The 22,360-nt window shown below is 62.6% G+C and carries 20 protein-coding genes; 8 read left to right on the top strand and 12 right to left on the bottom strand.

Going from position 1 to position 22,360, the window contains the following annotated elements:
- Positions 1 to 921, top strand: a complete 921-nt coding sequence (locus tag M1E16_RS14625; protein WP_458127665.1) for a LysR family transcriptional regulator — start codon at positions 1 to 3, stop codon at positions 919 to 921.
- 15 nt (positions 922 to 936) lie between these two features.
- Here M1E16_RS14625 and M1E16_RS14620 read toward each other — a convergent pair whose 3' ends face one another.
- The gene (locus tag M1E16_RS14620; RefSeq protein ID WP_434573973.1) at positions 937 to 1,161 is read right to left on the bottom strand and encodes a YgdI/YgdR family lipoprotein; all 225 of its coding nucleotides are present in this window, start codon (positions 1,159 to 1,161) and stop codon (positions 937 to 939) included.
- Positions 1,162 to 1,381: 220 nt separating this feature from the next.
- Between M1E16_RS14620 and M1E16_RS14615 the strand changes: the two genes are divergently transcribed.
- The 3 genes from M1E16_RS14615 (at position 1,382) to M1E16_RS14605 (ending at position 7,430) form a co-directional block, all read left to right on the top strand.
- Positions 1,382 to 3,034, top strand: a complete 1,653-nt coding sequence (locus M1E16_RS14615) for a VRR-NUC domain-containing protein (RefSeq protein WP_458127664.1) — start codon at positions 1,382 to 1,384, stop codon at positions 3,032 to 3,034.
- A gap of 5 nt (positions 3,035 to 3,039) precedes the next feature.
- Positions 3,040 to 5,418: an ATP-dependent DNA helicase gene (locus M1E16_RS14610; protein ID WP_458130330.1), complete on the top strand. Its 2,379-nt coding sequence runs from the start codon at positions 3,040 to 3,042 to the stop codon at positions 5,416 to 5,418.
- Between the two features lie 77 nt (positions 5,419 to 5,495).
- The gene (locus M1E16_RS14605; RefSeq protein WP_458127663.1) at positions 5,496 to 7,430 is read left to right on the top strand and encodes a PAS domain S-box protein; all 1,935 of its coding nucleotides are present in this window, start codon (positions 5,496 to 5,498) and stop codon (positions 7,428 to 7,430) included.
- Between the two features lie 67 nt (positions 7,431 to 7,497).
- Here the strand turns inward: M1E16_RS14605 and M1E16_RS14600 are convergent, their stop codons facing one another.
- The 7 genes from M1E16_RS14600 to M1E16_RS14570 all read right to left on the bottom strand — a co-directional run bounded on the left by M1E16_RS14600 (position 7,498) and on the right by M1E16_RS14570 (position 13,564).
- A complete protein-coding gene (locus M1E16_RS14600; protein ID WP_305500811.1) occupies positions 7,498 to 7,728 on the bottom strand; it encodes a hypothetical protein in 231 nt (76 codons plus the stop codon).
- Positions 7,729 to 7,808: 80 nt separating this feature from the next.
- Positions 7,809 to 9,065, bottom strand: a complete 1,257-nt coding sequence (locus M1E16_RS14595) for an FAD-dependent oxidoreductase (RefSeq protein WP_458127662.1) — start codon at positions 9,063 to 9,065, stop codon at positions 7,809 to 7,811.
- Positions 9,062 to 9,298 carry a 2Fe-2S iron-sulfur cluster-binding protein gene (locus M1E16_RS14590; RefSeq protein WP_458127661.1) on the bottom strand — a complete coding sequence of 79 codons (237 nt, stop codon included), beginning with the start codon at positions 9,296 to 9,298 and terminating at the stop codon, positions 9,062 to 9,064. The genes M1E16_RS14595 and M1E16_RS14590 overlap by 4 nt, the downstream gene beginning before the upstream one ends.
- A gap of 193 nt (positions 9,299 to 9,491) precedes the next feature.
- Complete coding sequence (locus M1E16_RS14585) at positions 9,492 to 10,607, bottom strand: NAD(P)/FAD-dependent oxidoreductase (RefSeq protein WP_458127660.1); 1,116 nt, start codon at positions 10,605 to 10,607, stop codon at positions 9,492 to 9,494.
- Positions 10,604 to 11,536: a 4-hydroxyproline epimerase gene (locus M1E16_RS14580; RefSeq protein ID WP_458127659.1), complete on the bottom strand. Its 933-nt coding sequence runs from the start codon at positions 11,534 to 11,536 to the stop codon at positions 10,604 to 10,606. The genes M1E16_RS14585 and M1E16_RS14580 overlap by 4 nt, the downstream gene beginning before the upstream one ends.
- 109 nt (positions 11,537 to 11,645) lie before the next feature.
- Positions 11,646 to 12,317 (bottom strand): GntR family transcriptional regulator, encoded by a 672-nt coding sequence (locus tag M1E16_RS14575; protein WP_434630758.1) that lies wholly within the window; start codon positions 12,315 to 12,317, stop codon positions 11,646 to 11,648.
- An 80-nt stretch (positions 12,318 to 12,397) separates the two neighbouring features.
- Positions 12,398 to 13,564, bottom strand: a complete 1,167-nt coding sequence (locus tag M1E16_RS14570) for an MFS transporter (RefSeq protein WP_458127658.1) — start codon at positions 13,562 to 13,564, stop codon at positions 12,398 to 12,400.
- Between the two features lie 132 nt (positions 13,565 to 13,696).
- Between M1E16_RS14570 and M1E16_RS14565 the strand changes: the two genes are divergently transcribed.
- Positions 13,697 to 15,109, top strand: coding sequence for an aminotransferase-like domain-containing protein (locus M1E16_RS14565; RefSeq protein WP_458127657.1), 1,413 nt, complete (start codon positions 13,697 to 13,699; stop codon positions 15,107 to 15,109).
- 77 nt (positions 15,110 to 15,186) lie between these two features.
- Positions 15,187 to 17,328 (top strand): TonB-dependent siderophore receptor, encoded by a 2,142-nt coding sequence (locus M1E16_RS14560; protein WP_458127656.1) that lies wholly within the window; start codon positions 15,187 to 15,189, stop codon positions 17,326 to 17,328.
- Between the two features lie 57 nt (positions 17,329 to 17,385).
- Here the strand turns inward: M1E16_RS14560 and M1E16_RS14555 are convergent, their stop codons facing one another.
- Both M1E16_RS14555 and M1E16_RS14550 read right to left on the bottom strand, forming a co-directional pair.
- A complete protein-coding gene (locus M1E16_RS14555; RefSeq protein WP_458127655.1) occupies positions 17,386 to 18,120 on the bottom strand; it encodes an SDR family NAD(P)-dependent oxidoreductase in 735 nt (244 codons plus the stop codon).
- Positions 18,121 to 18,444: 324 nt separating this feature from the next.
- On the bottom strand, positions 18,445 to 18,651 hold the full coding sequence (locus tag M1E16_RS14550; RefSeq protein ID WP_030140737.1) for a tautomerase family protein: 207 nt from the start codon (positions 18,649 to 18,651) through the stop codon (positions 18,445 to 18,447).
- Positions 18,652 to 18,774: 123 nt separating this feature from the next.
- On the opposite strand from M1E16_RS14550, the gene M1E16_RS14545 reads away from it, so the two are divergent.
- A complete protein-coding gene (locus M1E16_RS14545) occupies positions 18,775 to 19,698 on the top strand; it encodes a LysR family transcriptional regulator (RefSeq protein ID WP_458127654.1) in 924 nt (307 codons plus the stop codon).
- Positions 19,699 to 19,793: 95 nt separating this feature from the next.
- On the opposite strand, the gene M1E16_RS14540 is transcribed toward M1E16_RS14545, so the two are convergent.
- Positions 19,794 to 20,225: a nuclear transport factor 2 family protein gene (locus M1E16_RS14540; protein WP_305500832.1), complete on the bottom strand. Its 432-nt coding sequence runs from the start codon at positions 20,223 to 20,225 to the stop codon at positions 19,794 to 19,796.
- 216 nt (positions 20,226 to 20,441) lie between these two features.
- Between M1E16_RS14540 and M1E16_RS14535 the strand changes: the two genes are divergently transcribed.
- Positions 20,442 to 21,344, top strand: coding sequence for an ADP-ribosylglycohydrolase family protein (locus M1E16_RS14535; RefSeq protein ID WP_458130329.1), 903 nt, complete (start codon positions 20,442 to 20,444; stop codon positions 21,342 to 21,344).
- 65 nt (positions 21,345 to 21,409) lie between these two features.
- Here M1E16_RS14535 and M1E16_RS14530 read toward each other — a convergent pair whose 3' ends face one another.
- On the bottom strand, positions 21,410 to 22,306 hold the full coding sequence (locus M1E16_RS14530; protein ID WP_434630777.1) for a LysR family transcriptional regulator: 897 nt from the start codon (positions 22,304 to 22,306) through the stop codon (positions 21,410 to 21,412).
- Positions 22,307 to 22,360 lie beyond the last annotated feature (54 nt).

Below are 22,360 nucleotides of genomic sequence, written 5' to 3'. Positions count from 1 at the left end.
ATGTCCGCACCCGATTTGAATTTGCTCCTCACCCTGGATGTGCTGCTGTCCGAAGGCAGCGTGGCTGGTGCGGCGCGGCGGCTGCGCCTCAGTCCTTCGGCCATGAGCCGGGCATTGGCGCGGTTGCGCCAGGCCACTGGCGACCCGTTGCTGGTGCGGGCCGGGCGGGGTCTGGTGCCAACTCCGCGCGCGCTGGCGTTGCGCGGGCAGGTCAGTCAACTGGTCCAGGACGCCCAGGCCGCGCTGCGCCCGGAGCAGGCGCCGGATCTGCGTCGAGTGAACCGAACCTTCACGCTGCGTACCCGGCAAGGCTTCGTGGAGAATTTCGCGCTGGAGCTGATTGCCCGAGTCAGCGAACAGGCGCCAGGGGTTCGGCTGTGTTTCCTCGACAAGGCCGATAAGGACAGCGCCGCGCTGCGCGAGGGCAGTGTGGATCTGGAAACCGCCGTGGTGGATGAGCGCACCCGTCCGGAGTTGCGCACGCAGGCGTTGTTTCGAGACCGCCTCATCGGCGTGGTTCGCCCAGGGCATCCGCTGAGCCAGATCGAGGTGAGCGCTGCCGACTATGCGATGGGCGCGCACATCGGCGTGTCCCTGCACGACCTCGATCATGGACCGATGGATCAGGCGTTGGGGGCATTGGGTCTGTCCCGTGAAATCATCACCAGCGTCCCGGGGTTTTCCGCTGCGCTGGGGCTCGCCCGGTCCAGCGACCTCATCGCCAGCGTGCCGGAGCGCTACACCACCCGCTTGCGCACCGGCATGCACAGTTTCACGCTGCCGTTTGCGCTGCCTGGGTTCACTATCGCGATGCTCTGGCACCCGCGTATGGATGCCGATCCGGTGCATCGCTGGTTAAGAGGTTGCATGAGAGAGGTTTGCGCGGATCAATACGCGCGCAAAAAAACTGGGGGGCAATAAGCCTGGAGGAAACGGTCAGTCTTCCTTGCGAATCGTCGCCACTTCATCGGCGCGGACCCGGACTTTGCGGCCAGAAATGTCTTCGAATTCGTAGAAGCCATCGGCGGTGCGGGTGTTCGGCGTGTCCTCGGTCAAATACTGGGTACCGTTCTGCAAGGTCACCACGGTCGGCGAGGCGCAGCCGGCCAGCGCCAGCAGCGCGGTGACGACCAAGGGCAGGCCCAGAAACCTGATGTTCATATCCATAACCTCTTTCGAAAGGACGCAGCCCAGCTGATTCGACCGGGCCATCACTGAGTCAACCGCCATTGGTCTCGCTTGTTGTAGGAAAGTTCATCGCATCGAGAAGGATTTCTCCTTTAAATATAGGCGACCGCTCATCTTTTGCAGTTGCCTGGGCCGCGAGTAGCTGATATCTGTACGCATAACCAGTGTTTCAGCATGCGTGGCGCTTTTTTTCGTGACAGCCAATCCCCTTGACGACCCCTTTTATTACCTGAACAACTTCCAGCGGGTCCTCGCCTGGTTGACGCAACGCTATGCCGACGTATTGAGTGTCGAAGAGCAGCGGTTTATTGATGATTTCATCGCTTTGCCGCGTCCGGCCCAAGGCTTGCTGGTGCGGATGGTGATGCGCAAGGGCCTGCACTTTCGTTACACCAAACTGCGCTACGCGGAAATTGGCGACATCGCCGACGCCGTGGCGCCGTTGTTGGCGCTGGGCTGGGTCGAAGAGCAGGCGTGCCTGAGCCTTGTCGAACTGTTCGAGGTGCTGCTCAAGCCGGAGATACTTCTGTGCCTGGGGCATCTGATCGAGCAACCCAAGGCACGCAAATCCGAATGGCTGCAGACCCTGAGTGATCAGGACGGCCAGCCGCAGCCGTTTCGCACCTGGTGCCCGCAGCTCGAAGAGCGGCTGTACAGCCTCACGGTGATGGGGCTGTGCGACCGTTTGCGGTTGATGTTCTTCGGCAATCTCTATCAGGACTGGTCGGAGTTCGTGCTGGCGGACCTGGGTATCTTTGTCTATGAAGCCGTTGAGTTCAGCGCCGAGTCCCGGGGGCTGCGCAGCTGTGAGGACATCGATGCCTGTGTCTTCCTGCATGAATGCCAGCAACGCTTCGACGCCGGCGAACCGCTCGAACCGATCATCGCCCGGGTCAATGCCCTGGAGCTGGACAATCCCTGGCTTGAGCGGCGCCGGGGCAAGCTGTTGTTCCAGATCGGCCAGCATTGCGAACGCATCGGTGATTTTGCCCAGGCCCTGAGTCTTTATCGCGGTTGTACCTACCCCGGCGCGCGACTGCGAATGATCCGTGTGCTGGAGCGCATCGGCGAACATGCCCTGGCCCTCGAACTGGGTGAAGCCGCGGCCCAGGCGCCACAAAGCGCTGCCGAGCGCCAGGCCTTGCTCCGGATCGTGCCCCGACTGCGGCGCAAGCTCGGCGGGCCGCCGGTGGCCCGCGCCGTGGCCAGGGAGGTGGAGCGACTGGACTTGCATCTGCCGCGTGTCGACCCGACGTTGTCGGTGGAATATTACGTCCAGGCTCATCTGCATGACGAAGCCGCCCCGGTGCATTACGTCGAGAACAGCCTGGTCAATTCGCTGTTCGGCCTGTTGTGCTGGCCGGCGATTTTCGCGCCGCTGCCGGGGGCTTTTTTCCACCCGTTCCAGCGCGGGCCGGTGGACCTGCTGAACGAAGATTTCCATGACCGTCGCGCCGAACTGTTCGCGGCCTGTTTCGCCGAGCTGGACGACGGGCGCTATCGGCAGACCATCCGCCAACGTTACGCGGAAAAATGGGGCGTGCAGTCACCGTTCGTGTTCTGGGGCGCACTGTCCGAAGACCTGCTGGACCAGGCGCTTGACTGTCTGCCGGCCGAACACCTCAAGCACTGGTTCGGCCGTCTGCTGCTGGACATCAAGGCCAACCGCGCCGGCATGCCCGACCTGATCCAGTTCTGGCCGCAGCACAAGACCTACCGCATGATCGAAGTCAAAGGCCCCGGCGATCGCCTGCAGGATAACCAACTGCGCTGGCTGGAGTTCTGCCACGAACACCGGATGCCCGTCGCCGTCTGTTATGTGCAATGGGCGGAGCAGGGCGCGTGACCGAGATGCCGGGCTACAGCATTGCCGTGCGGGCGTTATGCGAGTTCACCGCGAAGGTCGGCGATCTCGACTTGCGTTTCACGCCGTCACCCACCGCCCTGGAAGGTATCGTCGGCCACCGTACCGTGGCATCGCGGCGCCAGGAGGGCTATCAGGCCGAAGTCAGCCTGGAAGGCGTCTACCAGACCTTGAAGGTCAAGGGGCGGGCCGACGGCTACGACCCGGCCCGCAATCGCCTGGAGGAAGTGAAGACCTATCGGGGCGACCTGAGCAAGCAACCGGACAACCACCGCCAGTTGCATTGGGCCCAGGCGAAAATCTATGGCTGGCTGCTGTGCGACAAGTTGCAGTTGCCGCGCATTGACGTTGCCTTGGTCTACTTCGACATCGTCAGTGAAAAGGAGACCTGCCTGACCCAAAGCTGCGAAGCCTCGCAGCTCCAGGCGTTCTTCGAGCAGCAGTGCGCACGGTTCCTGGCGTGGGCCGAACAGGAAATGCGCCATCGCCAGGCGCGTAACCTGAGCGCCCAGGCGCTGACGTTTCCCCACGCCGGCTTTCGGCCGGGGCAACGTCACCTGGCTGAATCGGTGTTCAAGGCGGTCAGCACCGGGCGCTGCCTGATGGCCCAAGCGCCCACCGGCATCGGCAAGACCGTCGGCACCTTGTTCCCCATGCTCAAGGCCTTGGCGCCGCAGCGTCTGGACAAGGTGTTCTTTCTCACGGCAAAAACCCCCGGACGCAGGCTGGCCCTGGATGCGGCCCGGCTGATCACCAACAACGCCCCGGCGATGCCGCTGCGGGTATTGGAAATGATCGCGCGGGACAAGGCCTGCGAACATCCGGACAAAGCCTGCCACGGCGAATCATGCCCGCTGGCCCGGGGGTTTTATGATCGCCTGCCGCCAGCCCGGGCAGCGGCGAGCCAGGTCACGCTGCTCGACCAGGCGGCGTTGCGCGACATCGCCTTGAGCCATGAAGTCTGTCCGTACTACCTGAGTCAGGAAATGGCCCGTTGGGCCGACGTGGTGGTGGCGGACTACAACTACTACTTCGATTTCAGCGCCTTGCTCTTCGGCCTCGCCCAGGCCAATGGCTGGACCGTTGCGACCCTGGTGGACGAAGCCCACAACCTGGTGGAGCGAGGGCGCCAGATGTACAGCGCAAGCCTGGACCAGCTTGCGCTGGCGACGGTGCTGAAAACGGCGCCGGAGCCTTTGAAGAAAGCGTTGCGCAAGGTCAGCCGTCAGTGGAACGCCTTGCACGAGCCGCAAATTGCCGCCTACCAGGCGTATGAAAAACCACCGGAGAAACTGCTTCAGGCACTGGGAACGTGCACCAGCGCCATCGGCGATTACCTCAATGACCATCCCCAAGGGCTGGACAGTCAGCTGCAAGCGTTTTATTTCGATGCGTTGCAGTTCGGTCGCGTGGCGGAGGCATTTGATGAGCATTTCCTGTTCGATATTCACAAGCGCGAATCCGGCCGCCAGCGCAGCCTGTCGACGCTGTGCCTGCGCAACGTGGTGCCGGCCGGTTTCCTGCGACCCAGGTTCACGGCGTCGCGCAGCAGCGTACTGTTCTCCGCGACGCTGAGCCCGCGGCGCTATTACGCCGATTTGCTGGGGACACCCGCGGACACGGTATGGATCGATGTCGAGTCGCCGTTCCAGGCCGAACAGCTCGATGTCCAGGTGGTCAGCCGGATCTCCACCCGCTTCGCCCATCGCCAGGGCTCCCTTGAACCGATCGTTGCGCTGATGGCTCGCCAGTTCGCCGAGCGTCCCGGCAACTACCTGGCGTTCTTCAGCAGCTTCGATTACTTGCAACAGGTGGCCGGATTGTTGGCCGAGCGACATCCGCACATTGCGACCTGGACGCAATCGCGCGGCATGGGCGAGGCGCCGCGGCAGGCGTTCCTCGAACGCTTCATGGAGCACAGCCAGGGCATTGGCTTCGCGGTGCTGGGCGGCGCGTTCGGCGAGGGCATCGACCTGCCAGGCTCGCGGCTGATCGGAGCCTTCATCGCCACCCTCGGGCTGGCGCAGTTCAACCCGGTCAATGAACAGATCAAGCAGCGCATGGCGACGATCTTTGGCGACGGCTATGACTACACCTACCTGTATCCCGGCCTGCAAAAAGTCGTGCAGGCCGCTGGCCGGGTCATCCGCACCCAGCAGGATCGCGGCGTGGTGATGCTGATCGACGACCGCTTTGGCGAGGCCAAGGTGCAGCGATTATTGCCGCAGTGGTGGACCGTCAGGCAGGAACAGGATACTCCAGCTGTGGGAGCGAGCCTGCTCGCGAAGGCGTCGGACCATCTTGCACCTTCGCAGGCTGGCTCAACCGCTTCGCGAGCAGGCTCGCTCCCACAAGGGTCTGCATAGCCCCACATAAATCAGGTTTTTACTCGGGCTGCAGTTGTTCCATACTCCGCACAAATCCCTCTGATCCCTCGGCCAACATGCTTGACAACAACCCAAAGACTACCCGCATCAACGAAGAACAGCGCTTTCGGCTGCTTATCGATGCCGTGGTCGACTACGCCATTTACATGACCGACCCGTCCGGCATCATCACCAGCTGGAACTCTGGCGCTCGACGCTTCAAGGGCTACGAGGAATCCGAGATCCTCGGCCAGCACTTTTCCCGGTTCTACACCGATCAGGACCGTGCCGCCGGGCTGCCGCAACTGGCCCTCGATACGGCCGTGCGCGAGGGGCGTTTCGAAGGCGAAGGCTGGCGAGTGCGCAAGGACGGCACGCTGTTCTGGTCCCATGTGGTCATCGACCCGATCATCGACAGCCAGAGCGGCGAACTGCTCGGTTTCGCCAAGATCACCCGGGACCTGACCGATCGCAAGATGGCCGAGGAAACGCTCAAGCAGAGCGAGCAACAGTTCCGCCTGCTGGTGCAAAGCGTCACCGACTACGCCATCTACATGCTTGATCCGGACGGGCAGGTGACCAACTGGAACCAGGGTGCGCAGCGGATCAAGGGCTACCTGCCGGCCCAAGCGATCGGCCAGCACTTCTCGATGTTTTACACCCCCGAAGACCGGGAGGCCGGTGAGCCGCAGCGGGCCCTGAGCATTGCCGCCAGCGTCGGCCGTTTTGAAAAGAAGGGTTGGCGCGTGCGCAGGGATGGCACGCGCTTCATGGCTCATGTGGTTATCGATGCGATTCGCAGCGATACCGGCACACTCCTCGGATTTGCCAAGATCACCCGCGACATTACCGATGCCACGCAGGCGCAACAGGCCTTGGAACAGGCTCGCGAGGCACTGTTTCAAGCGCAGAAACTGCAAGCGATCGGCCAGCTCACCGGCGGCATCGCCCACGATTTCAACAATCTGCTGACAGTGATCCTCGGCAACCTGGAAATCATGCGCAAGCGCATGCCCAGCGAACCAAAACTCACCCAACTGCTGGACAACGCCGTCCAGGGGGCGCTTCGCGGTGTTTCCCTGACCCAGCGCATGCTGGCGTTCGCCCGTCGGCAGAAGCTCAGCTCCGAACCAGTGGAGCTGGCGACGCTGGTGCAAGGCATCAGCGGCCTGCTGCAAAGCTCGATGGGCCCGTCGATTCATATCCAGACCCGATTTGCCGAGGCGTTGTCGCCGGTGCTGGCCGACGTCAACCAGCTCGAACTGGCGATCCTCAACCTGGCGACCAATGCCCGGGATGCCATGCCCCAGGGCGGCAGGATCTTGATCGAGGCGCAGGAGCGGCTGGGTAGCCAGGCCGGTGGTCCAGGAAGGCCGTTGGGCAACGAGCGATACATTTGCCTGTCGCTCAACGACGAAGGCGATGGCATGGACGAGATGACGCTGGCCTCGGCCGTGGATCCTTTTTTCACTACCAAGGGCGTGGGCAAGGGCACCGGCCTGGGATTGTCCATGGTGCATGGTCTGGCCGAGCAACTGGGCGGACGACTGATCCTCAAGAGCGAAAAAGGCGTAGGTACCACCGCCGAGCTGTGGTTGCCGGTGGCTGATGAGTCGACCACGGACAAGCCGCCCGCAGTAGAGACAGCTACGCCACCTGTCCACGCGCTGCTGGTATTGGTGGTCGACGATGACAGCCTGGTGATGACCAGCACCCGCTTGCTGATCGAAGACCTGGGCCACCGGGTGCTTTGCGCTTTGTCGGGCCCCCAGGCGCTGGAGTTGTATGAGCGCAACCCGGATATCGACCTGGTGATCACCGACATGGCCATGCCCCAGATGGACGGTGCGCAGTTGGCGAAACTGCTGCGCGACCGTCAGCCGACGCTGCCGATCATCCTGGCGACTGGCTACGCCGAGCGCCTGGAAGGCTTCGCCACGCAGTTGCCACGGCTGACCAAGCCGTTCAAGCAGATTGATCTGGTGCAGGTGATTGGGCAGACGATGAAATAAACCGTCTTGGGGTCGCTGCGCAACCCAGCGCGAGCAAGCTCCCTCGCCAGCAAAGCGACTTGCGCAGCTACTGGGTATTTTTCTTGAAGCCCCGCAGGTTCATCGCACACAGGCAGAACTGCAGGACGATCAGCGCATAGGCATCGGTGTGCAGACCCCACACGACCCAGAGAATGTTACTGACGATAAAACAACTGAACCCAGCGACCCGCCGGCGGGGTTGGCGTGAGCCGATCAGCCACGCGGCCAATACCGTTACCGCCATCGCGGGCCATTGGACCCATCCCAGATAATCCACGCATTTCTTCCTCTTGCCGTTGATGCTCTACAGACCTTGGCACGGGCGTGGAATTCTTTTTTTCAAGCACAGGGCCGTTCTCAATTGAACGGGAGATCCTCCAACCTCAGCAACGTTTCAATCCGCGCCGGACTGAAAGGCGGGCGAGGAGCAGGCGGCGTCCAGCCAAGCAGATGCTCCAGCGCCGCGCCACAGACCCGGCCCTGACACGCCCCCATGCCGCAACGACTCGCCAGTTTTGCCTCACGCCAGTTCTCAAAATCGCTCAGCTCACCATAGGCCACGTCTTCACAACGGCAGACCAAGGTGTCGCGTTGGGGCAGGTTCTTCAAATGGGCATCAAGGGCAAAGGCAGTGTTCAAGGCCCGGGCAAAACCTTGCCAGCGTGCACGACCAGGCCACAGACGCTCGGCGGCCGGGGTATCGCCGACAGCGGCGTGGCCAGCGATGGCGCCTTCCACCAGGGCCAGTTCGCTGCCGCCGAAACCGGTGCATTCACCTGCGGCGTAATGATCAACGCGAGTGGTGGCTTGCCGGGCATCGACCGCAAGCGCTTGTCCATCGAGGCCACAGCCTAAAGCTTGGCCCAGCTGGGTATTGGGAATAAGGCCGAAGCCACAGGCCAACCGGTCGCAGGCCAGTTCAACGGTTTTGCCGTGTTGCAGCAGCCGCACGCCTTCGAGTCTGTCCTTCCCCAATGCCTCCAACACATGGGTGCCGGTGCGGTAGTGAGAATCGAACAGGCTGAACGCCTGCAACAATTTGCCCGGCCAGCGCGGCAAGCTCGCGGCGAAACCCGCCACGGCGGCGCGGTTGGCTTGCTCGGCGATTCGCAGCAGTTGCGCCCCGTGATGTTTCGCCGTGGCCGCACTGGCAAGTAGCAGCGGCCCGCTGCCGGCGACCACCAAACGTTCGCCACGCACCGGCAGGCCGCCCTTGATCAACGCCTGCAGGCCGCCGGCGCCGGTGACACCGGGCAGCGTCCAGCCAGGGAAGGGCAGCAGCAGTTCACGGGCTCCGGTGCACAGGATCAAGCGGTCATAAGCGATCAGCCAACCCTGCTCGGCGTCTTCTACCAGCAGGGTTTTATCGGCGGCGCTGGCGATCACCCGGGCGCCCATGCGCCAGGACACATTGGTGCAAGCGCGCACGCGTTCCCGCAAGCGCCGTGCCTGCTTGGGCAGGTTGGCCTGGGGCCCGTCGCGCCAGATCTGTCCGCCGGGGACCGGGTTGTCGTCGAGCAGCACAATGCTCGCGCCGCTGCTGGACGCCGCCAGCGCCGCCGCCATTCCTGCAGGGCCGGCACCGATGATCAGAATGTCAGTGGATTCATTCATGCCCGGGTGTCCACTTGCATACCATCACGGCACAGCGTCTGGCAGGCCAGGCGCCGACGGCTGTCGATCAGCACCCGGCATTCCTGGCAGATGCCCATGCCGCACAAGGGCGCGCGTCGCTGGCCGGTCACCGAGGTTCGGCTGCAGCCGTCGGAGCCCAGGGCCAAAGCCGCGGCGACGGTGGTGCCTTCAGCGATCGAGAGTTTACGTCCATCAATGAAGAGTTCAGGCATGGTCTCTTACCCTTCAGCCAGATAGAGCCTGGAGCAACCCACCGTGGCGAGGGAGCTTGCTCCCGCTCGGTGGCGTAGCCGCCGCAAAACCAGTACACGCGGTGTGCCTGGGTAACCTGCTAGCAACGTATTGGGACCGCTGCGCAGTCCAGCGGGAGCAAGCTCCCTCGCCACGGGAGAGAGGTTCAGGGCTTCAGGCATGGGCAGGTTCTCCCAGGAAACGTTGCGGCAGATAAGGTTGTGCGGCCAGCGGCGCGGTTTCGTTGAACAGTTGCGCGACCAGCAGGTCGGCCGTCGCCGGCGCGGTGGTGACGCCGAGGCCCTCGTGACCCACCGCCAGCCACAAGCCCTTGCGTTGCGGATGCTGGCCCACCAGCGGCAGGCCGTCGGGGCTCGCCGCGCGAAAACCGGTCCAGGCGCGGATGCCGTTGAGATGCGCCAGGCCAGGCATGTAATCGACGGCGCGCTTGAGCATTTTCGCCAGCATCCAGCCCTCGACCTGCGGATCGATGTTGCCAAATTGCCGAGAGGCGCCAATGAACAGTTGTCCGGTCGGGCGCGGCTGGATGTTACAGGCCACCGATGGCCCGCTGGCGTTGTGGGCGCTGGTGACATAACCCAGTTCGACCAGGGTGTGGGTGACAGTGGCGGGGTAGCGATCGGTAATCAACAGGTGGCCTTTCTTGGGTTCGATCGGCAGCTCCGGACACAAGTCGGTGGCCTGGATGCCGTTGGCGAGCACCACCGCTTCGGCGCTCAGCCAGTGACCCCCGGTGAGACGCACGCGGTGGCCGTCCACTTCGCTGACCTCGGCACGCTGCTGGCGAATGTTGTCGTGATCGAGCATCCAGCGGGCGGCGGCGGGCGCGTAGAGAATGCCGTCGCCCTTGATCAGCAGACCGCCTTCCAGTCCCGTCCGCAGTTCCGGTTCGCGTTGCTGCAAAGCGGCCTGGCCAAGCAGTTCGCAGGCTTCGCCGTGGGCCATCAGATTCAGGTACTTGTCGTGGGCCACGGCCATCTCTTCGGCGTTGGCGGCCAGCCACAGCGTGCCGTTATTGCGCCAGGAGCAGCCCTCAGGCAAGGCGGGGGCCAACTCGCGCCATCGCCGCAGGGAATATTGGCTCAGGGCCAGCTCCGCCGGGTTGTCGTCGAGGACCAGCAGATGCCCCATGCCGGCCGCCGTGGCGCCGTGCCAGCCGGCGTCGAGCACCAGCACCCGCAAGCCACGCAGGGCCAAGCTCCGGGCACAGGCCGCGCCGATGATGCCGGCGCCAATGACGATGACATCGGCGACAGGCCCCTCGCTCACGGGCGAATGCCCCAGGCGAACGGGTCGTCCGGATCGATGATCAACGTAGTTTCCGCGCTGATGTAGGCGCGGCCGCGAATGGTCGGCACGATGCGCTCGCCTGAACGCTCGTACGAGCCTTCGAATTCACTGCCGATGACACTGGCCTGACGCCAGATCTGTCCCGGTTGCAACTTGCCATCGGCGGCCAGGCACGCCAGTTTGGCGCTAGTGCCGGTGCCGCAAGGGGAGCGGTCATAGGCCTTGCCGGGGCAGAGCACGAAGTTGCGACTGTCGGCATTGGGATCATCGGCGAACAGTTCGATATGATCGATCAGCCCGCCGTCCTCGCCCCGAAAGCCCTGCTGTTCAAGAGCCTGCTGGACCGCGAACGTGTAGGCGGTCAAGGCATCGAGATTGTCGCCAGCCACCCGCTGGCCGTGGTCGGCGATCAGGAAAAACCAATTGCCGCCCCAGGCCACGTCGCCCACCACCGGACCGATGCCGGGCACTTCCAGGCGCAACGCCTGGCGATAACGGTAGGCCGGCACGTTGCGCACGCTGACCGAACGATCTTCGTGCAGAGTGGCCTGCACCGTGCCCACCGGCGTCTCGATGTTATGCACGCCGGGGCCGATCCGGCCCAGGTGGGCCAATGACACCACCAGGCCGATGGTGCCGTGGCCGCACATGCCCAGGTAACCGCTGTTGTTGAAAAAGATCACTCCGGCACAGGCCGACGGGTCCACCGGTTCACACAGCAGGGCGCCCACCAGCACATCGCTGCCTCTGGGTTCCAGCACGCACGCGGTGCGCCAGGCATCGTGCTGTTCGGCCAAGCGTTGCCTGCGCTCGGCCATGCTGCCCTGGCCCAGGTCAGGGAAACCGGCGGTGACCAATCGGGTCGGTTCGCCGCCGGTGTGGGAGTCGATCACAGTGATGCGTTTCATGGCGCCACGTCCGTTCAGGTGAGTGAACGCAAGCGTGGCCCGCGCCGAGGGTTGGCGGCTTGAGGGTTTTATCTGTCGCTCGTGACGAAATCGGCACAGCGCGAAGGCATCATCGGCTCGACGGCAGGAATTCGAACAGGGTCTGGCAGACTCCGGCGATGTGTTCGTCCAGCAGCTTCACCGCGCGTTCGACATCACCGGCCCGGCAGGCGTCGAGAATTTCCCGATGCTCGTGGTCGGCGCGCTCCTTGCCCGCCGACAGGCTCATCTGCATGCGCAGGTAACGTTCCAGCTTGTCGTGGACCGAGCGGATCAGCCCGACCATGAACGGCCGTTGCGCCGGTTCGTAAAGGCAGGCGTGCAGTTGCCAGTTGAGCTCGGCCCAGCGGCCGACGTCATCTTCGCCGATGAACTCGCGACAGATGCTGTCGGCTCGGGCGAAGGTCGCTTCGGTCATGTTGGGGATGGCCAGGCGCAGGACCTTGTCTTCGAGCAGCATCCGCACCTCGAACATCTGCGCCAGTTCCGCTTCGGAAATCCGCGTGACCATCGCCCCGCGGTTGCGCTGGAACAGCACCAGGCCTTCGGCCTCCAGGCGCTTGAGCGCCTCGCGCACGGGGATCTTGCTGACATTGAACTGCCGGGCGATGTCGTCCTGGCGAATCGGCTCGTCTTCGGCAAAATGCCCGGCCACAATGGCATCGCGCAGGTGACGGGTGATGATTTCCGAAGTGGAGGGGGTGTTGCCCAGGTCGGGCAGGTTGAACTTGGATAATGTCACGGCGGCGGGTCGTTCGGGCTGAGTTGGGGATATGGTATACGACTTTGCCTGCGGCGATGTCGAGTGCTGGTGTGACGAGGTCAGCCATGGGATGGCTGGGCGATGAAAGCTTCGCTGCGAACGATCAGCAAGCCGGTGACCGCTGCGCCCGCCAGCAGTGCCAGGCCGAACACCAGCAGCGCCATGTCAGCGCCGAAACGATCGGCCAGCAACCCGGTCACCACCACCGGGATGCTGAACCCGACGTAGGCGAACAGGAAAAAACCGGCGCTGACCCGGGCTTTCTGCGCACCGGCCATGGCGGTCACGGCCGACAACCCGCCGAGGTACAAAAAGCCGTAGCATGCACTGCTGGCGCCCAGGGCCCCGAACAGCACCGCGGCCAGGGAGCCGATGCTCGCGCCCCAGGCGAGCAATGCATAGCTCAACGGCAAGACCAACAAGCCCAAGCCGGTGGCTCTGGCCGGCTGCATGCGTCGCACCCAGGGCTGGAAGAGCAGGCCGCAACTGATGACGGTAAACGTCGACAATCCCGACCAACGCTGCAAATCGTGGCTGGCGAGCACCGACGGCAGGATCGCAATCACCAGCCCGGAAGTGGCCCAGGCCAGCAGCATGGAAAAGCTGTAGGGCAGGCTCCCGGCGGGAAACAGCGGCAGGCGCAGCAGCGGCGCCTGCTCGATTCGCACGGCGGGGTCGGGCAGCCGCCAGACCACGATCAGCGCCAGGCCAGCCAGCACCAACTGCAGCCAGAAACTGCCAGGGGTAACGCTGGGACAGGCGAAAAGAAACAGGCTGGTCAGCGCCGCGCCCAGGCCAAAACCCAGGGAGGTGCTGGCCGTGACCCGGTTGGCCGGTGAACGGCTGTCGGCGGTTGCCAGCAGTTCCGTCATATAGGCGGTCGCGGTCGCCGAGGCCAGCCCGGTCCCGACCCCCATCATCAGGCGCGCCACACCCAGGGCGATCAGGTTGGGCCAGAACACGGTGACCAGCGTCGCCAGCATCGACAGGGCAAGCGCCGCGATGATCAACGGTTTGCGGCCCACCCGGTCGGCCAAGCCGCCGAAGGCCAGCAGCACCGGCAACACCCCCAGCACATAACCGGAGAACGCCACCGCCGTGGCGCCGGCTCCGTAGCCGGAAAGCTGCGCATAGGTGGTGTACAGCGGCGCCTGGAGATTGACCGCCAGGGTGATCAGGCACAGTCCGAATGCCAGGCCCCATGAGTGTCGTTGCGATGCGTTCAAGAGCGTTCCTTGAGGGTGCGGAGTCTCGGCGAACTATCGCGGCCGTCCCGCAGGCAAACAAGGAACAGACGGACGCCTTTTATGTTTAACTGTTTGCGCGAAATTCAAGAACACTCGCAGAGAGCCCGTGTCATGGACCTGAACATCAATCGCAACGCTACGGGGTCCCTGGTCCGGCAACTCGTCGCCAGCGTCAGCGACTGGATAAACGCCCACGGCATTCGCCCTGGCGCCCGCATGCCCTCGATCCGCCAACTGGCGACGGAAAATGGCTTGAGTCTGTCGAGCGTGATCAAGGCCTACGACCAACTGGTCGCCAGCGGTGTGTTGGAATCCCGGCATGGGTCAGGTTTTTTCGTGGCGCAACGCCGCCCCGAGGCGTTGGCGCCGGAAGCCGAGGAAGCTGTCGCCTGGAAACTGTTCGATAACCCATCGACCCAACTCAAGCTGGGGTGCGGCTGGCTGCCGGACGCCTGGCGCGACGATAGCGACCTGGGCCAGGCGATCCGCCAAGTGGTGCGCTGCGACAGTCACGCGTTGTTCAACTACAGCACTCCGCTGGGCTCCGCTCCTCTGCGCCTGCAGATCCAGAAGCGCCTGGGCCTGATCGATATTCATGTCGATCAGGCGCAAATCATCACGACCCAGGGCGCCAGTCATGGCCTCGACCTGCTGGTGCGCACGTTGCTCAAACCCGGCGACCTGGTACTGGTGGAAAGCCCCGGTTACTACAACCTGTTCAACCTGTTGAAGCTGCACGGGGTCAAGACGTTGGCGGTGCCGAGGACCGCGCAGGGCCCGGACGTCGCGAGCCTGGAGCGCTTGCTCGGCGCGCATGAACCGAAGTACTTCTTCGTCAACAGCATGTACCAGAACCCCACCGGCACCAGCCTGGCGCCGAGCGTTGCTTATCGCCTGCTGCAACTGGCGACGCTGCATGACTTTCGCATTATCGAGGACGACATCTACGCCGATTTCCAGAACGGTCCGACCTCACGCCTGGCTTCCCTCGATGCCCTGGACCGGGTGATCTACCTGGCGAGTTTTTCCAAGACCTTGTCCAGTTCATTACGCGTCGGCTACGTAGTGGCCCAGCCGGAAATCATCAACCGCCTGGCTGAAATCAAGATGGTGACCGGCATCGGCTGTTCATTGCTGGCGGAAAACGTCGTGGCGACGCTGTTGGCCAACGGCGCTTATCGCAAGTTGATCCAGCGCTTGCGCCTGCGTTTGAACAAGCAGATGGCAAGCACGTTGCGCCAGCTTGAGCCGGCCCTTTGGGAAGTGTTTGCCGAGCCCTCGGGTGGCCTGTTCATCTGGGCGCGACCCCGGCATGTGCCGGCGGCGCGCGTGCAAAGGATCGCCGAGCAATCGCAGGTGCAGTTGTCCCAGGGGGCGACGTTCTTGCCGAACGGGGAGGGCAGTGACTGGTTGCGCCTGAACGTGGCGTATTCCCAGGATGCTCGTGCCCAGGCTTTTTTCCGCGAAATTGAACAGGAATCGACTGTTGGAACGGCAGTGCTAATGGGAATAGATGTCAAATAGGAATGAGTTGCTGTATCTTTCGCGACCTATTCCTGCCGGCCTCCTGGTTGGCGTTCTTTCGTTAGGATTGTGTGTCGATGCGTCGGATACTCGTTTCTCTGTGTGTGCTTCAGGCTTATTCCATTTCCACCTGGGCAGAAGAACCCGGCACGACGGACAGGGCGCCTTTGGAGCTGCAAGCCACCGATATCGTCGGCACCTCGGACTTCGAGACCGCGCAGGGGCCGGTGAAGGGCTACCACGCGACCCGTTCGGCCAGTGCCACGCGTACCGACACCGCGATTCATGAAACCCCACAATCGATCTCGGTCGTATCCCGCGATGTGGTGGAGGACCTCAGCGCCACGCGTCTTCAGGATGCCCTTGATTATGCCGGTGGCGTCGGCAGGGCCAACAACTTCGGCGGCCAGGGCCTGACCACCTTTACGGTGCGCGGCTTTACCACGGGCGAGTTCTACCGCAACGGTTTTCCGATCAACCGCGGCTATCCGAACATGCCGGATGCCAACACCATCGAGCGGCTGGAGGTACTGCGCGGCCCGGCGACGATGCTCTATGGCCGTGGCGACCCGGGTGGCACGTTCAATATCGTGTCCAAGCAACCGCTGGCCGAGCGTACGGTGACCCTGGGCAGCCAGGTCACTGACCAGGGCATGCGTCGCGGCACCCTGGATGCGTCGGGGCCGCTGGATGAAGAAGGGCGCCTGGCTTATCGCCTGAACGTGATCGGCGAGGGCGGCGATACGTTTCGCGATCACGTCGAGACCGAGCGTTATGGCATCGCCCCGGTGGTCACCTGGCAGGTCAACGACACCACGCGCCTGACGTTCGAAGGCGATTTCATGCGCAACAACCATCCGCTGGACCGTGGCTTGACCCATTATCCCGGCCAGCGCGGCACGGCGTCCCGCGATACCTTCTTCGGTGAGAAAGACGCCGGCAAGCTGCACAACGACAACAGCATGCTGCAGGTGCGTTTCGAGCACATGCTCAACGACGACTGGACCCTCGCCGGCGGCACCCAGTGGCTCGACGGCACGTTGCAGGGCAACGCCGTCGAAGCCAACGGCATCGGTGCTGACGGGCGGACCCTGGGGCGCAACTTCAACTATCGCAAACTGGAATGGACCGACCGCGATACCCAGCTCAATCTCACCGGGCATTTCTCCACCGGCGGGTTCGAGCACACGCTGTTGACCGGCGTCGAGTATGAAGACTACGACTATAAGTCGATCATCCAGCGCTCTGCTGCCGGTGCCGGTGCGTATCCGATCGACATCTTCGATCCGGTGTATGGGCAGCCGCGCCCGGCGTTGACCCGCACGCCCACCAATGACCAGGAAAACCTCAAGACCTTTGGCTTTTTCATCCAGGACCAGGTGGCGTTGACCGAGCGTCTCAAGGTGCTGGCCGGTGCGCGTTTCGAGCGGTTCGAGCATGAGTACGAAACCTTCGTCCCCCAGGCGCGTCCCGGCAGCCGCAACTGGGACGTCACCGACAACGCTGTCACCCCACGCCTGGGCGTGATCTATGACCTGACCGACACGGTCGCCGTCTATGCCAACACCGCCCGTTCGTTCAAACCCAACAACGGCGCCAGCCGCGAAGGGGGCGGGTTCAAGCCGGAGGAAGGCAAGTCTTACGAAATGGGCATCAAATGGGAGGCGCTGGATCGTCAGTTGAGCGTCGATGCAGCGATATACCAGATCGAAAAACGCAACGTGCTGACACCCGATCCGCTGGATTCGACCTTCAGCGTGGCGGCCGGCGAGGTGCGCAGCCGTGGTTTCGACCTGAACGTGGCGGGCAACCTGACGCCGGAGTGGCGCGTGATTGGCGGCTACGCCTATGTGGATGCCGAAGTGACCAAGGACGTCAACATCCCCACGGGTACGCGCTTGCTCAACGTGCCGAAGAACTCCTTCAGCCTGTTGAACGTCTACGAGTTCCAGGACGGCGGCCTCAAGGGACTGGGCCTTGGCCTGGGCGCCAGGTACGTCGACGAGCGGGCCGGCAACACCGCGGCCACCACCTTCACCATGGACGATTACACGGTGGTTGACCTGCTCGGCTACTACAAGGTCAACGAGCGCATTCGCCTCAACCTCGACCTCAAGAACCTGTTCGATGCGGATTACGAGGAGGGCGCGTTTGGTGGTGTGTACGCCTATCCGGGCGCGCCGCGCACCGTGCAGGCAGGTATTTCCTACACGCTGTAGCGACCAGGCCAAGCTGCACGAAAAACCCCGAAGGTTTCGCCTTCGGGGTTTTGTTTTTTACCACTTGCCGGTGCTCATCCCACCGTCCACCGGCAGGATCGCGCCAGTGGTGAAATCGGCACCGGCCAGGTACAGGACCGCTTCGGCAATCTCGTCGATGGTGCCTACCCGACCGGCCGGGGCCAGGTTGTTGAGGAAGTCACGATTGGCCGGGTCATGCATCGGCGTGTCGACTATGCCTGGCGCTACCGCGTTGACCTTGATGTTGTGCGGCGACAGTTCGAGCGCCAGGGCACGGGTCATCTGGTTGACACCGCCCTTGATCAGCACCGGCAGCGCTGCCGGCACCTGGATGTTCGGTTGCAGGGCCACCGAGGCGGAGATGTTGATGATGAAACCCTGGCGGCGGCTGATCATGTGTGCGGCAGCAGCCTGGCTGGCGTAGACGAGCCCCTTGAGGTTGGTGTCCAACAGCGATTCGAGGTCTTGGGGGCTGTATTCGATGAAGGGTTTTGGCAGGAAGAACCCGGCGTTGTTCACCAGCCCGTCCACCGCGCCGAAGACTTCGATGGCTTTGCCGACGAGGGCGGTAGAGGTTGCCGGGGCGGCAATGTCACCGGCCACGCCGATGAAGCTCGCCGGGTGACCGAGTTGGCCGGCCGCGTCATCCAGGCCCGATTGCGAGCGGGCATTGCCCACCACGTTATAGCCGCGAGCGAGGAACGCCTTGACCAGGCCAAGGCCGATGCCGCTGGACGCGCCGGTGATGATGACGGTTTTCCGATTGCTCATGATGTTGACTCCTGATCACGTTGGGGTAGAACCGCTGCGCCTGGGTTGGCGGGGTTGAGATCAGGTTATTGATGCGCTCGGGTTTGATAAATGGGGGTTCTGGTACTTGAGTTGATACTTGGTGTAATCAATGGCTGCGATTGGCGCAACTTTCCCTGTGGGAGCGAGCCTGTGTGGGAGCGGGCTTGCCCGCGAAGGCGGCGGTATATCCAACATCGCTTTGACAGACCCACCGCTTTCGCGAGCAAGCCCGCTCCCACAATTGGATATTTGTGGGCAGAAAAAAGCCCGGTCATTCGGACCGGGCTCGTCAGGGATGAAGCGTCATTCCTTGGGCTTGCTTCGATACTCGGTTGTCGTCATGCCCGCGTAACCCCAGTTATCCGTGTCGACTTCCTCGATCACGATATGGGTCAGGTGCGGGTCCTTGCCCAGCACGCGCTGCAGGGTCTCGGTGATTTCGCTGATGACCTGGGCTTTCTGCTCGCGGGTAACGCCGTCGCGGGTGATACGAACATTGACGAAAGGCATGATGCACTCCAGTTGAGGAAAGTGCGCAGCAGATGCCGCGCAATCGATGACCACTGTATTTATACGTCACGGGCTGATAAACAGGCATCGGGAATCTTCTGTTGATACGCGGTGTAATGAATCATGAAGCGGCATTTCGAAGATTTGCAGTTGGGCAGCATCGAATTGTTCTGCCTGGCGGCCGAGGCGGGCAGCTTCACGGCGGCCGCCCAGGTGGCCGGGGTGACTCCGGCGGCGGTGAGCCGGTCAATCTTTCGCCTGGAGGAGCGCCTGGGTTCGCGGTTGTTCGTGCGTACCACTCGAAGCATCCGGCTGACCGATGCCGGCCGGACCTTTTTTGAGCAATGCCGCCAGGCGTTGACGCAACTGGTCGAGGCGCAACAGGAAGTGATGGGCGCGCAAACGGTGCCGTCCGGGCAACTGCGCATCAGCGTGCCCACGACTTATGGTCATCATCGCATCCTGCCGCTGCTGCCGGCATTTCGCGCGTTGTACCCGCAGGTCACGGTGGATGTCCACCTGAGCAACCGCAACATTGACTTCGTTGCCGAAGGTTATGACCTGGCGATACGGGTACGCGCCCAGCCGGATTCTTCGATGATCGCCCGGTTGCTGGAGGACGCCGGGTTGGTGGTGGTTGCGTCCCCGGAGTACCTGCAACGGGCCGGCACGCCGCTCACCCTGGAAGACCTCGACTTACACGAATGCATCCAGTTCGAACTGCCCAGCAGCGGGCGGCGTATTTCCTGGCTGTTCAATGTCGAGGGCAAGGAGAAGGAGGTGTTCGGGCAGGGCGGGTATTGCTGCTCCGATGATGTGCTGGGCGGCGTAACGCTGGCCAGGCATGGCGCGGGATTGTTCCAGACCTACAGATTCATCGTGGAAAAGGAACTGGCGGACGGGCAGCTGGCGGAAGTGCTGGCGCCGTTCGCGGGACGCTCGCGCCCGTTCACCTTGCTGTACCCCCACGGCCGTTACGTGCCGCAGCGAGTGCGGGCGTTTGTGGATTTTCTGTTGGGGTATCGGCAGCAATGGGCCGAGGGCTGAAAGCAATCCCCCGGCCTGGCCGGATTCCCCGTGGAGAGGGAGCAAGCTCCCTCTCCACCATGGATCACCATTACCTCAAATAACGCTACCCGCGATCAGAACCGAAACGCCTGACGCCCGATCAGCAGCCACTTCCCATTCTGCTTCTGCCAGATCTGGAAGTTCTCGATTTCCGTCGGGATCACTTCGGTGCCCTTGAGTGCTTGCGCGGAAAAATGATTGCGCACCAGGGCCACATCGCCTGACAGGGTGATTTTCTGATTCTTCATCTCCAGGGTCTTGAACGCGCTTTTGCCGGTTTCGATGTCGGCGATGAAGGCCTTCTTGTCCTGGATGTTGCCGCTGGAATGGCCGTAAGTCAGGTTCTCGGCGGCGAGCGCCTGAAGCTGGGGAATGTCCTTGTGCAGCATGGCCTGGGTCAGGTGGTCGACCGCTTCGGCAACCTCTTTTTCAGCCGAGGCGGGGGCGGCTGCGGCGTAGCCGCTGAACAGGCACAGGAAGCCGATGACCGATAGCGCTTTTTTCATGAGAATTTCCTTGTTGTTGTAGGTATGCAGGAACGAGGCGTGAGCTCTCGTCGGTCATCGTACAACGTGTAGTGGCGGCGCGTGAATAGCCAAGTAGCAGTAGGTCATAAATTGCTAGAGAAGGTTGCGGTCAGGTTACTTGGACGCGCCCAGCCGTTATTATTTCGGCGACTGGCGCTGCTTGGACGCGAATGAAACTAAATGGAACGAATCAGAATGGCCCCGACACTTTTGGACCGCTATCGCGGATGCCTGCTGGGCTTGGCGTGTGGCGACGCCGTTGGCACTACTGTTGAGTTCAAGCCACGGAATTCCTTTCTACCTGTAACCGACATGGTCGGTGGCGGCCCCTTCAATCTCCGGCCAGGTCAATGGACCGATGACACCTCCATGGCTTTATGTCTGGCGGAAAGTCTGTTGCAAAAGGGCGGTTTTGATGCAGCTGACCAGATGGGTCGGTACCTTAATTGGTGGCACTGGGGTTACCTGAGTTCCACTGGTGCTTGCTTCGACATCGGCATGACCGTTCGCGACGCACTGGAGCGCTATCAAGCTCATGGCGACCCATTCGCGGGTAACACCGATCCACAGACGGCTGGCAATGGCTCGCTTATGCGCCTGGCACCGGTTGTGCTGTTCTTTTATCCGGATCGCAACCGTATTCACGAATTCGCCGCGCTGAGTTCACGGACGACTCATGGGGCAAGCGAGGCGGTGGAGTGCTGCCAAGTGTTGGCCGATATTATCGGCAATGCGTTGAGTGGTGATTCAAAGACGGACGTGTTGCGTGTGTCGTCCGAACAACTGACCGAGGCCAAAGTAATCGCGGTCGCCCAAGGAACGTATCAGCGAAAGGCCCGTAGTGAAGTGGCGGGCACTGGCTATTCGGTAGCTTCCTTGGAAGCGGCGCTGTGGTGTTTTTTCCACACGGACAGTTTCGCTGATGCAGTACTGGCAGCAACGAACCTGGGCGACGACGCTGACACCACCGCAGCCATTGTCGGGCAAGTGGCCGGTGCCTTTTATGGAATACAGGGTATACCCTCCGGTTGGTTGCAAAAGTTATGGATGCGACAGGAGATTGAAACCATGGCCGATGCGCTTAACCGTAAGGTCTGAGCCGCTTTTCGAGTTCATGCTCCTATTGCGGAGTCAGCCGATAGCGCGAGCATCTGGCTCCGTCCTCACAACCCCTCCCGAACCGCCCCGCGAATCCCCTCCAACAGCATCGTGAACGCCGGATTGTCGTTATCCTCCCGCCACACCAGATGCAGTTCGCTTTGCACGCCTTCGCCCAGGTCGATCTCGCGAAACACCACCTGCTTGAACACCACGCTGGTCGCGCACCGGGGCACCAGCGCCACGCCCATGCCGGCGTTGACCAGTGCCAGGATGGTCAGCGATGAACCGAGCCATTGCACGAACTGTGGGGCGACGCGGGCCGAGCGCAGCATGCCGGTGAGCAGTTCGTTGAAAGGCGGGTAGGCGGAGTGGGAGTACATGAGGAACGGTTGCCCGTCCAGATCCTGCACGCTGACAGACTCGGCGCTGGCCAGCGGATGGCCGGCCGGCACGGCCAGGACGAACGGCTCGCGTACCAGGCATTCGGTCGCGTAGCCGGTTTCCAACAACGGCGAACGAACGATGCCGAGGTCGATGCGCCGGGCGCGCAAGGCTTCGTGCTGCTGGTAGGTGTTCATCTCCGCGAGAACGATCTTGACCTGTGGCTGTTTGAGCCGCGCCTCGGCAATGACTTTGGGCAGGAATTCATACACCGCGCTGCCGACGAAGCTGATGGTGACCGAGCCGATATCGCCCTGGGCAAAACGCTTGGCGGCCTCGGCGGCTTGTTGCGCCTGTTGCAGCAGGTTCTGCGCTTCGATGAAAAATGCCCGGCCGGCTGCGGTGAGGGCGACGCTGCGGGTGCTGCGGGTAAACAGCTCGACGCCGAGGTGATGCTCCAGCAACTGGATCTGTCGACTCAAGGGCGGCTGGGTCATATTCAGGCGTTCGGCGGCCCGGCGGAAATTCAGTTCGGTTGCCACGGTGGTGAAGCAGCGCAGTTGGGCCAGTTCAAACATTGATTCAATCCCGGTATCAATCAAGTGCCAAGTTAGATTAGACGGGAACAATCC

It is taken from the genome of Pseudomonas sp. Z2-11 (assembly GCF_054161305.1).
Note: the sequence above shows the minus strand (reverse complement) of the source record. Positions and strands in the feature narration are given on the sequence as shown.